Origin of the sequence: Pontibacter beigongshangensis (assembly GCF_014332515.1) — a bacterium.
GTDB classification, from domain to species: Bacteria; Bacteroidota; Bacteroidia; order Cytophagales; family Hymenobacteraceae; genus Pontibacter; species Pontibacter beigongshangensis.
Window position 1 is genome coordinate 35,215 of the sequence record NZ_VFSD01000023.1, and the last position, 17,314, is coordinate 52,528.

Here is a 17,314-nt window from a genome sequence, read left to right on the forward strand (position 1 = left end):
TAAGCCTTCAACTATAAATAAATCTGCATGCGCGACATCACACACAAGCAAATCACACTTCGCACAGCCCGGGCTGTAGCCGTGATCTTTTGCACCCCCGAAACCATTGAAACCATCAAAAGCGACCAACTCCCCAAAGGGAACCTGTTCGACGTAGCCAGAGCTGCCGGCTTTTTAGGAGCCAAAGCCACCCCGCAACTGTTACCGCACTGCCATCCCGTTGGGATAGACGGCATGCAGATAGAGTTTGAGTTTCTGCAGCAGGAACAGCACGGGGGGCAATTTCCCGAAGCTGTTTTTCAGCGCTCTGGCATTGTGATAACGGGTGAGGCCAAGTCGATCGGGCGCACCGGCATCGAAATGGAAATGCTCACTGCCGTTTCGGTGGCAGCCCTCGAGATTTACGACATGCTCAAGCCGGTGGACACGCAACTTGAGATCGGACACATCAAGCTACTGGAGAAGAAGGGCGGCAAAAGCGACCGCAAAAAGTTCTTTTCCACGCCGCCTACCTGCGCCGTACTCGTCTGCTCCGACTCTACCGCCGCCGGCACCCGCGAAGACGCAAGCGGCAAGCTGATAAAGCAGCTATTGGAGGAGGTAAAGGCCAACGTGAAACACTACGCTATACTGCCCGACGACCGGGAGCAGATACAACAGCAAATCAGAGCCTGGGTGGCCGAAGACGTGCATTTTATCTTCACTACGGGGGGCACCGGCCTCGGCCCGCGCGACAATACCGTGGCTGCCGTGGAGGAAATACTGGAACGCGAAGCAGCAGGCATCGCAGAGGCTATGCGGGCCCACGGACAGCTCCGCACACCGCTTGCCATGATGAGTAGAGGTGTAGCCGGAGCCATCGGGAATACCCTGGTCGTGACCTTGCCCGGAAGTACAAACGGAGCCAGAGAGTCGTTGGAAGCTATTTTGCCAGCCGTGTTCCATGCCCGCAAGATGATGAAGGGAGGCGGGCACTGATGGCGCAGCAAGCAGATCAGGCCCCGGCGCTGATCCCTTTCGAAGAGGCGCAGCAGCTGGTGAAGGCCCAAGCAAAGTCGTTTGGGCAGGAGCAGGTGGCGCTTGATGAGGCAGACGGTAGAGTACTGGCCACCGCCATACGCGCCGACCGCGATTATCCGCCCTTTAACCGCTCGGCCGTAGATGGTTTTGCCATCAGAACAGAAGACTGGGAGCAGGGGCAGCGGAGCTACCCGATACAGGAAACCATATTCGCGGGGCAGGCGCACCAGCAGGAGTTGCAGCCAGGAGCGGCCTATAAAATTATGACAGGAGCTGCCGTGCCGACCTCGGCCGATGCAGTTATCCGAAGAGAAGACACCACCGAAGGAGAGGGCACTGTGACGATTTTAATGGCTGCGGTTGCCACTTATCAGAACATAGCAAAACAAGGGGAAGACATACAAAAGGAGGAGGTGCTGGTGCCAGCGCCCATTCTGATTAACCCTTCTGTCATTAACTCGCTTGCAGCTGTGGGGCAGGCACGCGTGCTGGTGGAGAAGCTGCCACGCATCGCCCTTTTTACCACAGGAGATGAGGTAAAACCCATCAATGCAGCCGTCTCACCGATCCAGATCAGGAACAGTAACAGACACTTGCTGCAGGCGCTGCTCCGGAAATGGAACATAAAGCCGGATGTGTATCAGCATATTCCAGATACGAAGGAGGCGCTGCACCAGGCATTGCAAGGGGCACTGAAGCATGACATCATCATCATTAGTGGCGGTGTCTCGGCCGGAGATGCCGATTATGTGCCGCAGGTGCTGCAGGAGTTGGGTGTGGAGAAGCTGTTCCACAAGGTAGCCATCAGGCCTGGGAAGCCTGTTTTCTGCGGAAAATTGCCAGGCGGAGGAATGGTGTTCGCGTTGCCCGGAAACCCGTTCTCCTGCCTTGTTACCTTCACCCTGTTCATCGAATATTATCTCTACAACTGTTTCGGCTTCGACGCTGGATCAGTTTATAAATACAAACTGCTGGAGCCACGCACCAAGAAGCACAAGCTCACAGAGTTCTTCGCCGCGAAGCTCGATAAAGCGACTGCTGCGCTGCAGCCGCTCACGTTCAACGGTTCCGGCGACATACGGGCGGGGCTCATGGCCCATGGTCTGGGAGTTCATCCGGCGGAGCAACAGGTGCTCGGGCAGGGGAATCACATCGAATTCATATCCTTCAGCAATAGCCTGCTGTAAGCTAAGGTTGCCACAGCAGCCTTAGCCTTCAGCGCTGCTTGTGGAGAGGATGGAAGAGAAAGAAACAAAAATAGAAATCGCTGGTGCGAGCTTGTAGCTCGTACTTCCAAAGTTTTGCTGAAAAGTAGCGGTGCGAGCTACAAGCTCGCACCAGCGTCAGCTGAACCAGCTATGATTATTTCATTCAAGGTCTAGCATCTAAAATCTAATATCTAACATCTCAAAAATGAAGGCATCACACAAAAAAGCAACCTCCATAAACCTGTTTAGCCTGAAGACAATTCAGATGCGCACGTTCCACCTGTCGTGGCTGGCGTTTTTCCTGTGCTTCTTCGGCTGGTTTGGCATTGCGCCCTTAATGGCAATAGTTCGCGACGAGCTGGATCTGACCAAGGATCAGATTGGCAACATCATCATCTCTTCGGTGGCCATTACCGTTATTGCCCGGCTGCTCATCGGTTGGTTATGCGATAAGATCGGACCGCGAATCAGCTATACCGCCCTGCTTATTCTGGGTGCTATTCCGGTGATGTGTATCGGGTTCAGCAACAGCTACGAGTCTTTCCTGCTTTTCAGGTTGGCAATAGGTGTAATCGGAGCCTCTTTTGTGATTACCCAGTACCATACCACCGTTATGTTTGCTCCAAATGTAGTTGGAACTGCCAATGCCACCACGGCAGGCTGGGGTAACCTGGGCGGAGGCGTGACGCAGATGGTGATGCCGCTCATTTTCGCAGGCTTTGTAGGGCTTGGGTTCGTTGCCTCAGATGCCTGGCGCTACGCCATGGTGGTACCTGGTGTAGCCATGGTTATCTGCGGTATCCTTTACTTCAAGCTCACCAAAGATTCTCCGGCAGGCAACATCTCCGACCTGTCGGATATTGCGGCCGCCAAAAAGAAGAAAGACACTGTTTCCTTCTGGAAAGCTGCTGCCGATTACCGTGTGTGGGTACTGTTTGTGCTCTATGGCGCCTGCTTCGGTATTGAATTAACAATTAACAACATCGCCGCCATTTACTACCACGACTTTTTTGAGCTGGACCTGGGAACAGCCGGACTGATAGCAGGCCTGTTCGGATTGATGAACATCTTTGCCCGTACCCTCGGAGGATTCTTCGGCGACAGAGCCGGTATCCGCTACGGATTGAGCGGCAGAGTGTGGTTCCTGGGTGCTGTTGTCTTTATTGAAGGACTTGCCTTGATTGCTTTTTCACAGATGACGGTGCTGCCGCTCTCTATTATCGTAATGATCGTGTTCAGCCTTTTTGTGCAGATGGCAGAAGGCGCCACCTTCTCGGTGGTGCCTTTCATTAACAAAAAAGCCATGGGCGCTGTGTCGGGTATAGTAGGAGCCGGTGGCAATGCCGGTGCGGTGGCGGCAGGTTTTCTGTTTAAGGTGGATAACCTCTCGTACCCCGAGGCGCTGTTCCTGATTGGTTTGGTTGTGGCGGGCACATCGGTACTTGCCCTGCTGATCCGCTTCTCGCCGGCCATGGAGCAGGAAGCCCGTGACGAAATGCACCAGCTGCTGGCCGAGAAAAACGGACAAGCTGTTCCAGCCTACGAATTGGAAGAAGCGAGATAAGCAGGTCTGACTGGTAATTATTCGAATGAAAAAGGCCCTCCGGAGGCAAAAACAGGCCGCAAGACACATGACGTCAGACACAAGATTCTGTGTGAGGCACACGCTCCTCCTGCTTCTTCCAGACACTCGCAGGAGCTGCGCACGCTGCGAGGTCTTCAGGCTATAATTGGACAATCAACAAGCAATTCTTCTAATGAAAATAGCCTTCCGGAGCGATTTTGCCGATTTTTTGCCAAGGATTACAACGGATGCAAACCTGAAGCCTCGCAGCGTGCGCAGCTCCTGCGAGCGTTTTGTTAGCAACGCAGAAGTAGCAGTTTCTGCCTGTTAACCAAAGCCTCGCACAAGTCCAGAAGGAAAGTGTGTTCACCCCAAGCATAGATTAGTTAAAACCAAGGTTCAGACAAAACGATGACCAGACAACATAAGGATAAATTTGCCAGTACCTGCTGCTATTGTGGTGTTGGTTGTGGCGTAACGGTTTCGAAAGACAAAAGCGGAACAGTTACCGTAGAAGGCGACGCTGAATATCCTGTAAATAAAGGGATGCTGTGCAGCAAAGGCCTGAACCTGCAGTACACCGTAAACGATAAGAGCGACCGCCTGTTGTACCCGCAGATGCGCTACAACAAAAGCATGCCTATGCACCGCGTCAGCTGGGACGAAGCCTTGCAGCGCACGGCCGCCGTTTTCAAAACCTTTATTCAGAAATACGGACCAGAGTCAGTCGCTTTTTATGCCTCGGGGCAGTGCCTTACCGAGGAGTACTATGTGGTAAACAAGCTGATCAAAGGTTTTATCGGCAGCAATAACATCGATACCAACTCCAGGCTTTGCATGAGCAGCGCGGTGGTGGGCTACAAAATGGCCCTCGGCGAAGACAGTGTGCCCATCAGCTACGAGGATATTGAACTGGCCGACTGCTTTTATGTGACCGGTGCCAACCCCGCCTGGTGCCACCCGATTCTATGGAGAAGGGTCGAAGCGCACAAAGCCGCTAACCCTGGCGTAAAGATCATTGTGGTAGACCCCCGCGTTACAGATAGTGCGGCTATTGCGGATCTGCACCTGCAGCTGAACCCGGGCACCGACGTGGTGTTGAACCACGCCATCAGTCGTGTGCTGATCGAGAACGGCGACATCGATCTCGACTTTATTCAGAACCATGCCGAGGGTTTCGAGGCGTATAAAGAAATTGTGTTTGAGCGTTCTCTGGCAGAAGCGGCAGAAATGTGTGGTGTGCGTGAAGAAGAAATCCGGCTGGCTGCCACCTACATAGGCGGAGCCAAAGGCTTTATCTCGATGTGGACGATGGGCCTGAACCAAAGTGCCGTGGGCGTAGACAAAAACCTGAGCCTGCTCAACCTCAACCTGATTACAGGTCAAATCGGCAAACCCGGTGCCGGACCATTTTCACTTACAGGGCAGCCCAATGCCATGGGAGGACGTGAGGTGGGCGGCTTGTCGAACCTGCTGGCGGCGCACCGCAACCTCAGCGACCCGGCACACCGCGAGGAGGTGCAGAAATTCTGGGGTGGCACCTTGATCTCAGAAAAACCCGGCCTCACCGCCACCGAAATGTTCGATGCCCTGCACGACGGCCGCCTGAAGGCCATCTGGATTCTGTGCACCAACCCCCTCACCAGCTTGCCCAACGCACGATTGGCAGAAGAAGGCCTGAAAAAGGCGAAATTCGTGGTGGTGCAGGACATCAGCAACAAACCCGAAACCCTGAAATATGCGGATGTGGTGCTGCCGGCTGCCGGCTGGGCAGAGAAAGAAGGCACCATGACCAACTCCGAGCGCCGCATCAGCCATTTGGCGAAGGTAGTGGATGCTCCCGGCGAAGCATTGCCGGATGCAGAGATCATCTGCCGGTTTGCGCAAAAAATGGGCTTCCGGGGATTCGACTTTAAAAACGCCGCCGAGATTTACCAGGAGCATGCGGAGCTAACAGCCGGCACCAACATAGACATTACCGGGCTGAGCTATGAGCTGCTGCAGCAAAAGCGCAGTGTGCAGTGGCCTTACAAATTCGGTGAGACAGGAGAGGGAACACCTCGTCTGTTTACTGATAATATATTTTACACGCCATCTGCCAAAGCCCGGATTCATCCGGTGCCGGTAGCTTTCCGAAGCGAAGTACCGGACGAGGATTTTCCGCTCATTCTCACCACAGGCCGCATACGAGACCAATGGCACACCATGAGCAAAACCGGCAAAGTGAACAAGCTCAGGAAGCACATCTCGCAGGCCTTCCTCGAAATACATCCCGCCGATGCCGACAGGCTCAAAATTGCTGAGAACGATGTGGTGGTGGTTAGCTCCAGAAGGGGTGAGGTGCGGGTAAAAGCCAAACTGTCGGGCAACATAAAGCCAGGCGTGGTGTTTCTGCCGATGCACTGGGGCAAGATCCTGGGCAACGACCTGAACCGCGCCAACAACGTGACCAACGATGTGCTGGACCCGATCTCCAAAGAGCCGGACTTTAAGTTCTGTGCCGTGCATGTGGCGAAATACAAAAAGCCTTTCCAGCGCATTGTGGTGGTAGGAGCCGGGGCAGGAGCCTTTGGGTTTGTGAAATCGTACCGCGAGATCAACCCGGATGATGAGATCACGATCTACAGTAAGGAGGATTTTCCGTTCTACAACCGCGTCATGCTGCCCGACTACATCAGTGGGCAGCAGCAGTGGGAGCAGCTCGTGAAAATGAAAGATGCCGAAGAGCCAGCTTACAACATTTCACTGCTGCGTGGGGTTAGCGTGGAAAAGGTGAACCGCGAAGAGAAATATGTAATCGACTCCAGGGGCAACCGCAAAGACTACGATGTGCTGCTGATGGCCACTGGGAGCCGGTCAGCTTTGCCCAAACAGGTGCCAAGCCTGCCGGGCATCTTTACCATGCGCAGCCGTACCGATGCCGACAACTTCAAGAACCATGTGCCAAAAGACGGCCACGTGGTAATCGTGGGCGGTGGCTTGCTCGGGCTGGAAATGGCGGCGTCGCTGCGGGAGATAGGCGTGAAAATTACCATCATTCAGCGGGTATCCCGTTTCCTCGACCGCCAGTTGGACCCGCTCGGGAGCCAGCTGCTGCACGAGGAGATGGTGGACCAGGGCTGCGACATTTATTACAACGACGAGGTGCAGCTCTACTACGGCCGCTCCAAACTGACGGGCGTGGGATTGAAAAGCGGTCGCCGCATCGATTGTGATGCCATGATCATTGCCATTGGCACCGTGCCGAACCTGGAGCTAGCCCGCGACTGCGGCCTCGACTGCAAGCGCGGCGTGCTGGTGAACGAGCGCCTGCAGACCAGCGACCCCAATATTTTTGCCATCGGAGAGATTGCCGAGTTCGAAGGCACTTTGTATGGCATCACAGCCGCAGCCGAACAGCAGGCCGAGGTGGTGGCGCAGTACCTGAATGGCGACATAGCCAGCTTCTACCAGGGCAGCACCTTCATGAACATCATCAAAATTCATAGCTTCGACCTTTGTAGCATCGGCCTGCCCGAGTGCCCCAGCGATGACTATGAAGAGATTGTGTTCATCGACAAAGCGAAGCGCTACTACAAAAAATGCATCATCCACCAGGACCGCCTCGTGGGCACCATCCTGATCGGCGACAAAAGCGAGTTCCAGGAGTTCCGGGAGCTGATTTCGAACAAGATAGAACTGAGCGAAAAACGCCTGCAACTCCTGCGCAGTGGTAGCAAAGCGGAGCCGGTGCTGGGCAAACTGGTGTGCAGCTGCAACAATGTGGGCAGCGACAACATCCGCAACAAAATAGCAGCAGGCTGCACCGACTTTAAAGAACTCTGCGCCACCACCGGTGCCGGCACAGGCTGCGGCTCCTGCCGCCCAGAGGTAAAAGCGATTATGGACGAGCAACTGAAGCTGGAGGTAGTGGAAAGCCAGGTGTTGGTGTAATTTATCGCAATGACCTCGCAGCAGCAGCAGCAGCAGCAACAGCAGCAAAAGCCTCCAGAGGACCTTTTTCATTAGAAAAATTCATCTTAATCAGAATCTACAGTATGCTTCTATCAACCAAAATGCTTTAACAGATATTCTGAAAATTCTCAAATTCTGCACATTCTGATTCTGACAAAAAACTCAATCACTCATTCAAAATTGAAAATGCATACCATCAAGATAAATCTGCCGGGCGGCATCGTGGCTGCCGGAGACCTGTTTGAAGTACTGACAGCTGCTGAGAAGGCTGGCGTGGAAGAGGTGCGGTTTGGCAACAGGCAGCAGCTTTTTTTTTCGGTGGCGGAAGATAAACTGCCGGTGCTGAAACAGGATCTTTTTTTGGCTGATATCATGTTTGAGCTGGATGCCGACGTGCATCCGAACATCCTCAGTTCCTACGCCATAGAAGAGGTAATGTACCACCCCGACTGGTTGCGCGAGGGCGTGTACAAAGACATCCTGGACCTGTTCGACTACCGGCCGCAGCTCAAGATCAACCTCGTCGACAACGACCAGACCTTTTTCCCGTTCTTTACCGGCAACCTCAACTTTATCGCCTCCGACACAAGCAACCACTGGTACCTCTACATCCGCTTCCCGAAAACCAATATTCTATACCAATGGCCAACCCTGGTGTATTCCGAAGATATTGCCGACCTGAGCAGTACCATAGAGCGGACCATTTTTGCTTACCCCGAAAAATTTTACGACCAGCCTGCCATAGACGGCAGCCAGCTGCACCGGTTAGTCAGCGCCGGCGGCGATTTTGTGCTACAGCCCATCAGCAAACAGCTGCAGCTACCGGAGTTTACGTTGTCGTATTACGAAGGCTTTAACCGCTACGGCACCAACAAGCTGTGGCTGGGTATTTACCGCCGCAACGAGCTTTTTAACGTGCCTTTCCTGAAGGATCTGTGTAAAGTTTGTATGAAGACGCGGGTGGGGCAACTCTACACCACGCCCTGGAAATCGTTGATCATAAAAGGAATAGACGCAGCCGAACGGAACCTGTGGGATGCCGTGCTGTGCAAATACCGCATTAATGTGCGCCACGCCTCTAACGAGCTGAACTGGCAGGTAGAGGACCAGTGCGCCTACGGCCTGGAACTGAAGAACGAGCTGGTGCGCAAGCTGAATGAAGAAGATGTACGCACCTTCAAGCTTTGCTTCGCTATAAAAACGCAGCCGAAAACCGGCCTGTTCGGCTCCATCGTCATCCGCACGCAACATGGCATTACCCAAACTAACGAGAGAAGCGGGGAGCGTTTCGAAATTCTTTATACCCGCGACTTTAACCCTAATTCAAAAGATTTTATTAGTTTTAGGAAAGAAGTGCCTCGGCCAGAACTAAGTGCCTGCCTGATAGACTTATGCAGCTACTATTATGGCTTGCAAAGCGAGCCGGACCTGGTGGCTAATGCCATATACCTGGAAGAGGAGGTAACCGCTGAGCCGGAGGAGGAGCCTCAGGAAAAAGTGTACCAGTGCCAGCGCTGCTATACCGTATACGACGAACAATATGGCGATGCCGTAAACGACATTGCAGCCGGTACGCCTTTCGAGGCCCTGGCTACCTACTGCTGCCCGACCTGCGAGGCACCAAAAGAAGACTTTAAACTGGCAGAAATGCCACAACCAGTTCACACTGAATGAACCCTGACCTGTTGATAGCCATTTCGTTACTGATTGTCGGGTTCCTGTATGCCTCTGTGGGGCATGGCGGCGCGAGTGGCTATTTGGCAATGCTATCGCTTTTTGCCGTGCCGGTGCTTGCTTATAAGCCCATGATCCTGGTGCTGAACATGGTAGTGGCAGCTGTCGGGTTTTACCAGTTTTCGAGGGCTGGCTACTTTAAGTGGAAGCTGCTCTGGCCTTTTCTCATCACCTCCATTCCGCTTGCTTACATTGGTTCCAGCGTAAAGCTACCCGATGGTAACTTTAACCTCTTGCTGGGGCTGGCGCTTTTGCTGCCGGTTATCCGCCTACTGGGGTTGGGGCCGAAGGAGAGCCAGGAACAGAAAGAACTGAAGTTGCCGGTGGCGCTGCTCTGCGGCGTGCTCATCGGTTTTTTGTCGGGCTTGCTCAACATTGGCGGCGGAATCTTTTTAAGCCCTTTGCTGGTTATACTGGCATGGGCCAGGGCTAAGGAAGCCGCTGCGGTATCGAGTCTTTTTATTTTCTTCAACTCTCTGGCAGGGCTGCTCGGAACCTCGTACAGTGAATACGCTGTAACCAATTCTACTAATATTTGGTTTATGGCAGCTGTAGCAGGAGGCACCGTGGGTGCTTACATGGGCAGTCATCGTTTTCAGCAGGCCACCGTGCGCTATCTGCTGACGGCGGTGCTGGCAATAGCTTCCGTAAAATTAATATTTTTTATGCCATGATGGAGTTGAACGACAGTTACGGACGGACCTTTAAAACGCTGCGGGTGAGCTTGCTGAGCACCTGTAACCTGGGCTGTGTGTACTGCACCGCGGGTGACCCCACCATCAACGCCGATAAAAAAACCCAGACACCGGCTGCCGTGTTTCTGCAGCAGATTGAGCAACTCCACCAACAGCTGAACCTCGACACCATTCGCTTTACGGGTGGCGAGCCGTTGCTGTACCGCGAACTGGTCGAAGTGATAGCCGGCGCAAAAAAGATAGGAATTCCTAACATCAAGATAACTACGAACGCTTTCCTGCTCGATCGTATGGCGCCACTGCTGAAGGAGGCGGGGTTGCAGTCGATCAACGTGTCGTTGGATGCGGTGGAGGAGGAAGTGTTTTTTAGGATGACAAAACGCCAGCAGGTGCAACGGGTGCTGCAGGGCATCGAAACGGCGCTGGCCTGTGGGCTGGAGGTGAAGCTGAACGCTGTTATCCTGAAAGGCATGAACGATTGCCAGGTGCTGCCTTTGCTGCGTTACGCTTTTAAACATAATGTTGCCATCCGTTTTCTGGAAGTAATGGCCATGGGGCACCTGCACCAGCACGCAGCAGAATACCTCTACACCCAGAACGACATCCTGGCGACTATCGACAAGGAATATGAATTTTTTAAGCTGCTCCGCAAGCCCGGTGCCACCGCCAATTACTGGCAGACCCTGGAGGGGAAGGTGTTCGGCATCGTGGCCAACGAAAGCGAGCCCTTCTGCCACGACTGCAACCGCCTGCGCCTCGATGCCCAAGGCAACATCTATGGCTGCCTGAGCAGCAACCACCCGATATCGATCAGCAACGTGACGAAGGAGCAGGTGCTGCACAGCAAACTGCAGCAGGCCATGTGGCAGAAGCAAAGTACAAAGTTTACTGGCAGCGAACTAAGTATGCTCCATATCGGAGGCTAGGTTTTGTACAGTCATCCCGAGCGCAGCCGAGGGAACTATTAAGTACTTAACGGTACGAAAAAAGATTCTTCGACAATCGAGGGGCCCTACCCCCAGCTCAGAATGACAAATAATATGAATCATTGGTCTTCTGCAAATTGCAGCCCTTTAAAAATTTTCACACAAAACAGTAGAACATGAAAGTACAGGTATTTGCAGCGTTGAAAGATTATTTCGACAAGGAGTTTGAAGTGGCAGGGAAGGTGCAGGATGTGGAAGCGCTCAGGCAGCACCTGCTGGAGCTGAACGGCGCGGCCGGCAACATGCTCAAAATCTGCCGGTTTGCCGTTGATGATGAATTTGTAGATCCAGGCTATCAACTGAAAGAGAATGATACTGTTTGTGTGATACCACCAAGTAGCGGGGGCTGAGCAACTAAATTATAAGGCAATATCGGAAGCACAATAGATACGTTGAGTATTTAGTCTGCAAGCCCTCAACTCTATAATTTTTAATTAATCAAGTAGCACCGCAGTAACTTACATGAATTATCTTTCCGAATCTCCCCTTGATGTAGTTGGCCTGCTGGCTGCCGGGCACCACCCGAAGGCAGGCGCGATTGTGCTGTTCAGTGGCGAGGTGCGCGACAATAACCTGGGCCGAGAAGTAGCTTATCTGGAGTATGAAGCGCATGCATCGATGGCTGCGAAGCTGATAGCAGCGATAATTGAAGAGGCGAAGCAGAAGTGGCCGCTCCACATTGCCGTAGCGCAGCACCGAACGGGAAAAGTGGCCGTAGGTGAGTCGGCGGTGGTGGTGATCACGGCATCTCCGCACCGCAGCGAGGCTTATGCCGCCAACCGTTACATCATAGACCGGGTAAAGCACGAGGTCCCGATCTGGAAGTGCGAGTACTTTACGGATGGCACCCGCAAGTGGGGCGGCAACTGCAACTGCCACGACATTACCGGCGATGCCAACCAACATGTGTATGAATTTGACGAAGTAAAGAAATGAAACCGGTTATCACGATAGAATACTGCCCCAAATGCGGCTGGATGCTGCGGGCCGCCTACATGGCGCAGGAATTGCTGACCACCTTCACCGATGAACTTCACGGCGTGCTGCTGCAGCCAAGCGAGGTGAGTGGGCGCTATACCGTCCGGGTAAACGAGGAGCAACTCTTCGACAGGAAGGAGGCTGGGCGTTTCCCGGAAATAAAAGAGCTGAAGCAACTGGTGCGCGACAGAGTGAGCCCCGAAAAGAGCCTCGGCCATTCCGATAAAACCTAATCTATCTTACTCCTTCCTATGAAAAACCTGCTGGGCGTGGTGCTGTGTGGCGGCCAGAGCAGCCGTATGGGTTCCGACAAAGGCCTGCTGCTCCTCAACGGTATTCCCTGGGCCAGCCATGTGGCAGCGAGGCTAAAGGAACTGCCGGTGCCGGTGGTAGTATCGGTCAATCCGGGGCAAATAAGCAATTATTCGAATCATTTTGCCCCTCAGGAGCTTGTTGTGGATGCTGCCACTGTTGCCGTAGAAGGTCCGCTGAAGGGCCTGCTAAGCGTGCACCGGCAATACCCCACGCACGATTTGCTCCTCATGGCCTGCGACATGATCGATATGGAGACGGCTACGCTCCGCCAACTGCTTCAGGTACGGGAGCAGGAGCCGGAATACAATTTTTATGTATATCAGGAGGGAGAGTTTGCCGAGCCTTTCGGAGCCGTTTACGGAGCCACTGGTCTGGCAGCAGTGATGCAAAAGCTACAGGCGGGGAGCCTGCCGCGCAACAGCCTGCGCAGTGTGCTGGACAATGGCGATACAAAACGCCTGCCATTGCGCCACAAGCAAAGCTTCAGGAATTATAACCGCATGTAATAAAAACAGACGCAGCACACAAGATCTTTTGTTGGACTTTCCCGAAATCTGAAATCCCGGAATCCTGTGTCTTGTGTCCTGCGTCCTGTGTCTTTTTTAATTTCTGAGCGACAGCACGTACTTTGCCATCTCGGCGGCATCTTCCTTGCTGAGGTTCTGGTGCGGCGACATCGGGATTTCGCCCCATACGCCGGCGCCGCCCGCAATGATCTTGTCTGCCAGGTACTCTACATTTTCATCATTAAACTCATATTTGTTGGCCACATCTACATAAGAAGGGCCCAATACTTTTTTCTGTTCCTGGTGGCAGGCCAGGCAGTCGGATTTAGCAATGAGCTTTGCTCCTTTGTCGTATGGGTTTTCCGGAATGGCAGGCTCAGCAGGAGCTTTGGCAGCAGGAGTGCCGGCATCGGGGTTCGCAGCGCGGGCGGCCGCCACCGAGTCGCGGTATTCCCGCTCATAAAACTTACTATATTCAGAAGGTTTTTCGTTGCAGGCTGCCAGCAAGGCGCAGCAAGAGAAAATCAGAAACGTTTTTTTCATTCTATTCATTTTTAATTAACTAATCTGTCCGGCGCAAGAGGTCCGGGCGCCTGTCCCGGCAGTTTTATGGCTGCCCTAAACATGCTTACGAATCGCCTGGAACCGGTGCTAAGATATACAGATTATTTAATTAAACTCCCTTTCCAGCCTCATTTTCATGTATCCAGGTCACACAGGAAGCTCTTGCCGGGGCGGCACCAGCCTAAAAATCAGGGCCGAAAGTCTGGGATAATCAGCTCCGTGTACAAAACAAGGGTATGGGGCAGCGCAAGGCAGGGGGCAGGGACAGGCACCGCTCCGTTACAGCGTTTTCAGAAAATCAGGCGGTTAGCACACCAGCACAAGCGCACTTTGTTGTTAGCAAACAAATTATTTGAATGAAAATGGCCCTCCGGAGGCTTTGCTGCTTCTGCGGCCCCCCATCAAAAAAACGCTCATTCATCCGGCAGGACTTCGGCGCTGAATCCGTTGTGCTGTAGCAGCTCAATCAGGAGAGTTGGCTGCACCGAATCGTTTACGCATTCTACCCGCAGAATCTTGTCGCAGTCATCCAGGTCGAAGTTGGCCTGATAAGCCCGAAAGGTTTTATGAATCTGGTAGAGGAGCTTCTCGGCTTTATGCCTGTCTTTTACGTTCGTTCTGAATACCTCTACCATTTTAGTTGTTCGTCTCAGCGAGTTCCTTTACTTTCTGAAGCGCTTTTTCCCAGGCGGTGCAAAAAAAATCGAAGTGCTCCGGGGCGGTGTCCTGTTCTATGGCGAGTTCAGTTTTTCCGTTAGCGCCGCTTACCTGGTAGGTCTCCTTAAAACCCTGCCATTGCTTCACCACCTCGTCATCAAAAACTTCTTCTCCGTTCTTTAAAATGCCTAGGTGCTCGATAGAGATGATTTCTGAAGGTTTATGCACTAGTATTCTGCTCACCATGCCGTCTCCCTCAGGTGTTTTAAACAAGACTTTGCTGCCCTCTCTCCAGTCGGTTTCGGCATAGGAGCCTTCGTGGAAAACCGATGTCCAGGTGCGGTAGCTGGTGTCCTGGAGCAGTACGTCCCAAACCTTGTCTTTGGGGGCGTTAATTTCGGTTGACAGTTTTATCGTTTGCTTTTCCATAGGTGTTAAGGTTAATGTGTCTGTTGTGTGCTGATGCAGTTGACCGGGCTTGTGGCGGGGCCGATTATTCAGATCAAAATGGCCCTCCGGAGGTGCTGCCGGGCCTTGCCATGGTATAGCCAGCAGCCGGGAGTGGTGGTTTCTGGAGCAAATTTAACCTCTAATTCTGAAAGTTGAGGCGTATAACTGCGCCATTCTGAGGGGGTGATTGCGGCAATGCCTTCGCCTGTTTTCGGCACCGGGGAAGTTCGGCCCTGGCAGGCATCTTGTTTAGCGTGGCCGCTTCGGAACAGGGCTGCGGCCGTAGAGTTGTGTTGCGCTGATCAAAAAAAAAGGCCTGCCAGTCTCGTCCGACTGGCAGGCCTTTTTTCTTATTAGTCGGAGTGGCAGGATTCGAACCTGCGACCTCCAGCACCCCATGCTGGCGCGATACCAGGCTACGCTACACCCCGATCGAAATCTTAAAAGCCCTACATTGCTGTAAGGCTTCTAAGTTTTCTGTGCACTCGAGAGGATTCGAACCCCTAACCCTCGGAGCCGAAATCCGATATTCTATCCAGTTGAACTACGAGTGCCTTAGTGAGTGCAAAAATAGAAACTAAGTTGATAAAACGAAATTTCTTTACGAAAATAAAATAAGATAAATAATTGTGGCCTCGGGTCGGGTGCCTGCTGCCGGTGCAAATCGCGGGTGGCAGGAGCAGCGGCGCCGGAGGGCCATTTTCATTAGAATAATCTGGTGGACGGGCTGTTTGCCTGCTGCAGCAAGGGAAGCGGGACCTTTCTTACTGAAAGGGAGAATTGTTTTAACGTCAGCCTGGCAGCGGTTATATTATCTTGCTGCTGTTGATGTACCTGATTATCTGCACGATGCCTGTGTCTATCAGGGAGTAGTACACATGCTTGCCTTCACGCTGGGTCTGCAGCACGCCTTTGTCGCGCATGTTGATGAGGTGGTGCGAGAGCAGAGACTGTTCTATGTTTAGGGCCTCCTGGAGTTCGCCAACCGACAGGCGCTGCCTCTGCTCCAACAGGTCGATGATGCTGATGCGCACCGGGTGAGCTACGCACTTCAGCACATAGGCTGCCCTCTCCAGCCGCTTCTGATCAACCCTTACTTTTATTGTGCTCATCCGGAGGAAGTGTTTTTTTAATAGTTATGTATGAACATGTGTTCAAGTGTTTATATCTACTTGTTAGTACAATTTTTGTTTCTCAGAAGTTCCGGCTGAGCAGGCTCCTGGTCTATTCCGGCCCTGGAAAGAGCGGAAAAAAGCCTGCTTCAGACAGGCAACAGACGCTGCCACAAAACATAAGCAAATTAAAGGCAGCTGATCCGATACAATATTTTGGTTGGCATGCAGCGGCAGGACTTGCCTCTGTTGGTAGGAGTTGCCTGCCACGGCACACGTGCGGGCAAGGGCGAAGGTGGCGTACGCGCCGAGACCCTTAGCTGGCACTGCCCGCTGCGCCATGCTCTCCTGGTTAATACGGATCCGTTTATTGTGCAGGATGCCGGCTCCGGGAAATATCAGGCGGTTCAACTGTTTTGGCGGGCATGGCGCGGCAGGCGCAGGGAGGACAGGCTTTATGGGAGCAGAGGGTGGTGCAGCAGCGCAGGAGCAGGTTGTATAGACAGAATCAATTACGGCTAAAAGCTTATAGTTTAATACTATTAACACGCCTTGCCTGATACCTGTATAGTAACTAGGTAGAACAACAAAGCCGGAGGCCGTAAAGTAAAAAAATGGGCAGCTGAGGGCAAATTTTACAATTTTTATGCAAACGTTTGCAGCCAGGGCTCGTTTCTGTATAAAAGCCGTTAAACATGATGGAAGGGACAGCATTATTTTCACTGAAAGATAAAGTTATTGTCGTTACCGGCGCCACCGGTGTACTGGGCGAGGCGTTTTGCAAGGCAATAGCCGGGGCAGGTGCTAAAGTGGTGGTGATGGGCCGTAACAAGGAGCGGGCCGACGAGCGCGTGCAGGCCATACAGGCAGCAGGAGGGGAGGCCATATCCTTGTTGGGCGATGTGCTGGATGAGGAGCAGATGATGGAGGCCAAAGATCATATCCTGAACACCTGGGGCACTATAGACGGGCTGGTAAACGGGGCAGGTGGCAATATGCCAGGCGCCACGGTCGGTCCAAACCAGAGCCTCTTCGACGTGAACATAAACGATACAAGAAGAGCGGTGGACCTGAACTTATTCGGCACCATTATTCCTACCAATGTATTTGGCCGCGTGATGGCGGAGAAAGGCCGGGGCTCTATTGTCAATATTTCTTCCTTAACGGCTCAGCGCCCCCTGACCCGGGTAATGGGCTACACCCTGGCCAAAACAGCCGTAAAAGGCTATACCAAATGGATGGCCGTGGAATTGGGCCTGCGCTATGGCGGCAGCTTGCGCGTAAACGCCATCGCGCCCGGCGTTTTTCTGACAGAGCAAAACTACAGCCTGCTGATGAACGAAGACGAAAGCTACACGCAAAGGGCAGAGCAGTTTATCGCCAGCACGCCCTTTAAGCGCTTCGGCTCCCCGGAGGAGCTGACAGGGGCCCTGATTTACCTGCTCAGCGACGCCTCCAGCTTTGTAACCGGAGAAACTATTCTGGTAGACGGTGGCTTTAATGCCTACAGCGGCGTATAGCTTTTTAATTAGGATATTTGAAGATGAGTGACCAGAACAGACTTTAAAATA

The 17,314-nt window shown here is 52.9% G+C and carries 17 protein-coding genes and 2 tRNA genes; 13 read left to right on the plus strand and 6 right to left on the minus strand.

What is annotated here, in order from left to right; all coding sequences use genetic code 11:
- Positions 1-27 precede the first annotated feature (27 nt).
- The 11 genes from moaCB (at position 28) to mobA (ending at position 12,960) form a co-directional block, all read left to right on the plus strand.
- Positions 28-978, plus strand: a complete 951-nt coding sequence (gene moaCB, locus FJM74_RS17305) for a bifunctional molybdenum cofactor biosynthesis protein MoaC/MoaB (protein ID WP_187263895.1) — start codon at positions 28-30, stop codon at positions 976-978.
- Positions 978-2,207, plus strand: a complete 1,230-nt coding sequence (locus tag FJM74_RS17310; RefSeq protein ID WP_187263896.1) for a molybdopterin molybdotransferase MoeA — start codon at positions 978-980, stop codon at positions 2,205-2,207. The genes moaCB and FJM74_RS17310 overlap by 1 nt, the downstream gene beginning before the upstream one ends.
- 226 nt (positions 2,208-2,433) lie before the next feature.
- Entirely contained in the window at positions 2,434-3,792 is a 1,359-nt protein-coding gene (locus tag FJM74_RS17315; protein WP_187263897.1) for an MFS transporter, read from the plus strand.
- A gap of 411 nt (positions 3,793-4,203) precedes the next feature.
- Positions 4,204-7,725, plus strand: coding sequence for a nitrate reductase (locus tag FJM74_RS17320; protein WP_187263898.1), 3,522 nt, complete (start codon positions 4,204-4,206; stop codon positions 7,723-7,725).
- A 207-nt stretch (positions 7,726-7,932) separates the two neighbouring features.
- Complete coding sequence (locus tag FJM74_RS17325; RefSeq protein ID WP_187263899.1) at positions 7,933-9,420, plus strand: rubredoxin; 1,488 nt, start codon at positions 7,933-7,935, stop codon at positions 9,418-9,420.
- Positions 9,417-10,154, plus strand: a complete 738-nt coding sequence (locus FJM74_RS17330) for a sulfite exporter TauE/SafE family protein (RefSeq protein ID WP_187263900.1) — start codon at positions 9,417-9,419, stop codon at positions 10,152-10,154. Before FJM74_RS17325 ends, FJM74_RS17330 begins: the two co-directional genes overlap by 4 nt.
- Positions 10,151-11,101 (plus strand): GTP 3',8-cyclase MoaA, encoded by a 951-nt coding sequence (locus FJM74_RS17335; RefSeq protein WP_187263901.1) that lies wholly within the window; start codon positions 10,151-10,153, stop codon positions 11,099-11,101. Before FJM74_RS17330 ends, FJM74_RS17335 begins: the two co-directional genes overlap by 4 nt.
- Positions 11,102-11,277: 176 nt before the next feature.
- Positions 11,278-11,511, plus strand: a complete 234-nt coding sequence (locus tag FJM74_RS17340; RefSeq protein ID WP_187263902.1) for a MoaD/ThiS family protein — start codon at positions 11,278-11,280, stop codon at positions 11,509-11,511.
- A 112-nt stretch (positions 11,512-11,623) separates the two neighbouring features.
- Complete coding sequence (locus FJM74_RS17345) at positions 11,624-12,097, plus strand: molybdenum cofactor biosynthesis protein MoaE (RefSeq protein WP_187263903.1); 474 nt, start codon at positions 11,624-11,626, stop codon at positions 12,095-12,097.
- Entirely contained in the window at positions 12,094-12,372 is a 279-nt protein-coding gene (locus FJM74_RS17350; protein ID WP_187263904.1) for a SelT/SelW/SelH family protein, read from the plus strand. Before FJM74_RS17345 ends, FJM74_RS17350 begins: the two co-directional genes overlap by 4 nt.
- A gap of 18 nt (positions 12,373-12,390) precedes the next feature.
- The gene (gene mobA, locus FJM74_RS17355; RefSeq protein ID WP_187263905.1) at positions 12,391-12,960 is read left to right on the plus strand and encodes a molybdenum cofactor guanylyltransferase; all 570 of its coding nucleotides are present in this window, start codon (positions 12,391-12,393) and stop codon (positions 12,958-12,960) included.
- A gap of 96 nt (positions 12,961-13,056) precedes the next feature.
- Here the strand turns inward: mobA and FJM74_RS17360 are convergent, their stop codons facing one another.
- The 6 genes from FJM74_RS17360 to FJM74_RS17385 form a co-directional block, all read right to left on the minus strand.
- Complete coding sequence (locus FJM74_RS17360) at positions 13,057-13,503, minus strand: c-type cytochrome (RefSeq protein ID WP_187263906.1); 447 nt, start codon at positions 13,501-13,503, stop codon at positions 13,057-13,059.
- A gap of 434 nt (positions 13,504-13,937) precedes the next feature.
- Complete coding sequence (locus tag FJM74_RS17365) at positions 13,938-14,159, minus strand: hypothetical protein (RefSeq protein WP_187263907.1); 222 nt, start codon at positions 14,157-14,159, stop codon at positions 13,938-13,940.
- Between the two features lies 1 nt (position 14,160).
- Positions 14,161-14,610 (minus strand): SRPBCC family protein, encoded by a 450-nt coding sequence (locus tag FJM74_RS17370; RefSeq protein ID WP_187263908.1) that lies wholly within the window; start codon positions 14,608-14,610, stop codon positions 14,161-14,163.
- Positions 14,611-14,988: 378 nt separating this feature from the next.
- A tRNA-Pro gene (locus tag FJM74_RS17375) sits at positions 14,989-15,062 on the minus strand.
- Between the two features lie 49 nt (positions 15,063-15,111).
- Positions 15,112-15,185, minus strand: a tRNA-Arg gene (locus FJM74_RS17380).
- Between the two features lie 252 nt (positions 15,186-15,437).
- Entirely contained in the window at positions 15,438-15,743 is a 306-nt protein-coding gene (locus tag FJM74_RS17385) for an ArsR/SmtB family transcription factor (protein ID WP_187263909.1), read from the minus strand.
- Positions 15,744-15,968: 225 nt separating this feature from the next.
- On the opposite strand from FJM74_RS17385, the gene FJM74_RS17390 reads away from it, so the two are divergent.
- Positions 15,969-16,265 carry a hypothetical protein gene (locus FJM74_RS17390; RefSeq protein ID WP_187263910.1) on the plus strand — a complete coding sequence of 99 codons (297 nt, stop codon included), beginning with the start codon at positions 15,969-15,971 and terminating at the stop codon, positions 16,263-16,265.
- 173 nt (positions 16,266-16,438) lie between these two features.
- Entirely contained in the window at positions 16,439-17,263 is an 825-nt protein-coding gene (locus FJM74_RS17395; protein ID WP_241739226.1) for an SDR family oxidoreductase, read from the plus strand.
- Positions 17,264-17,314 lie beyond the last annotated feature (51 nt).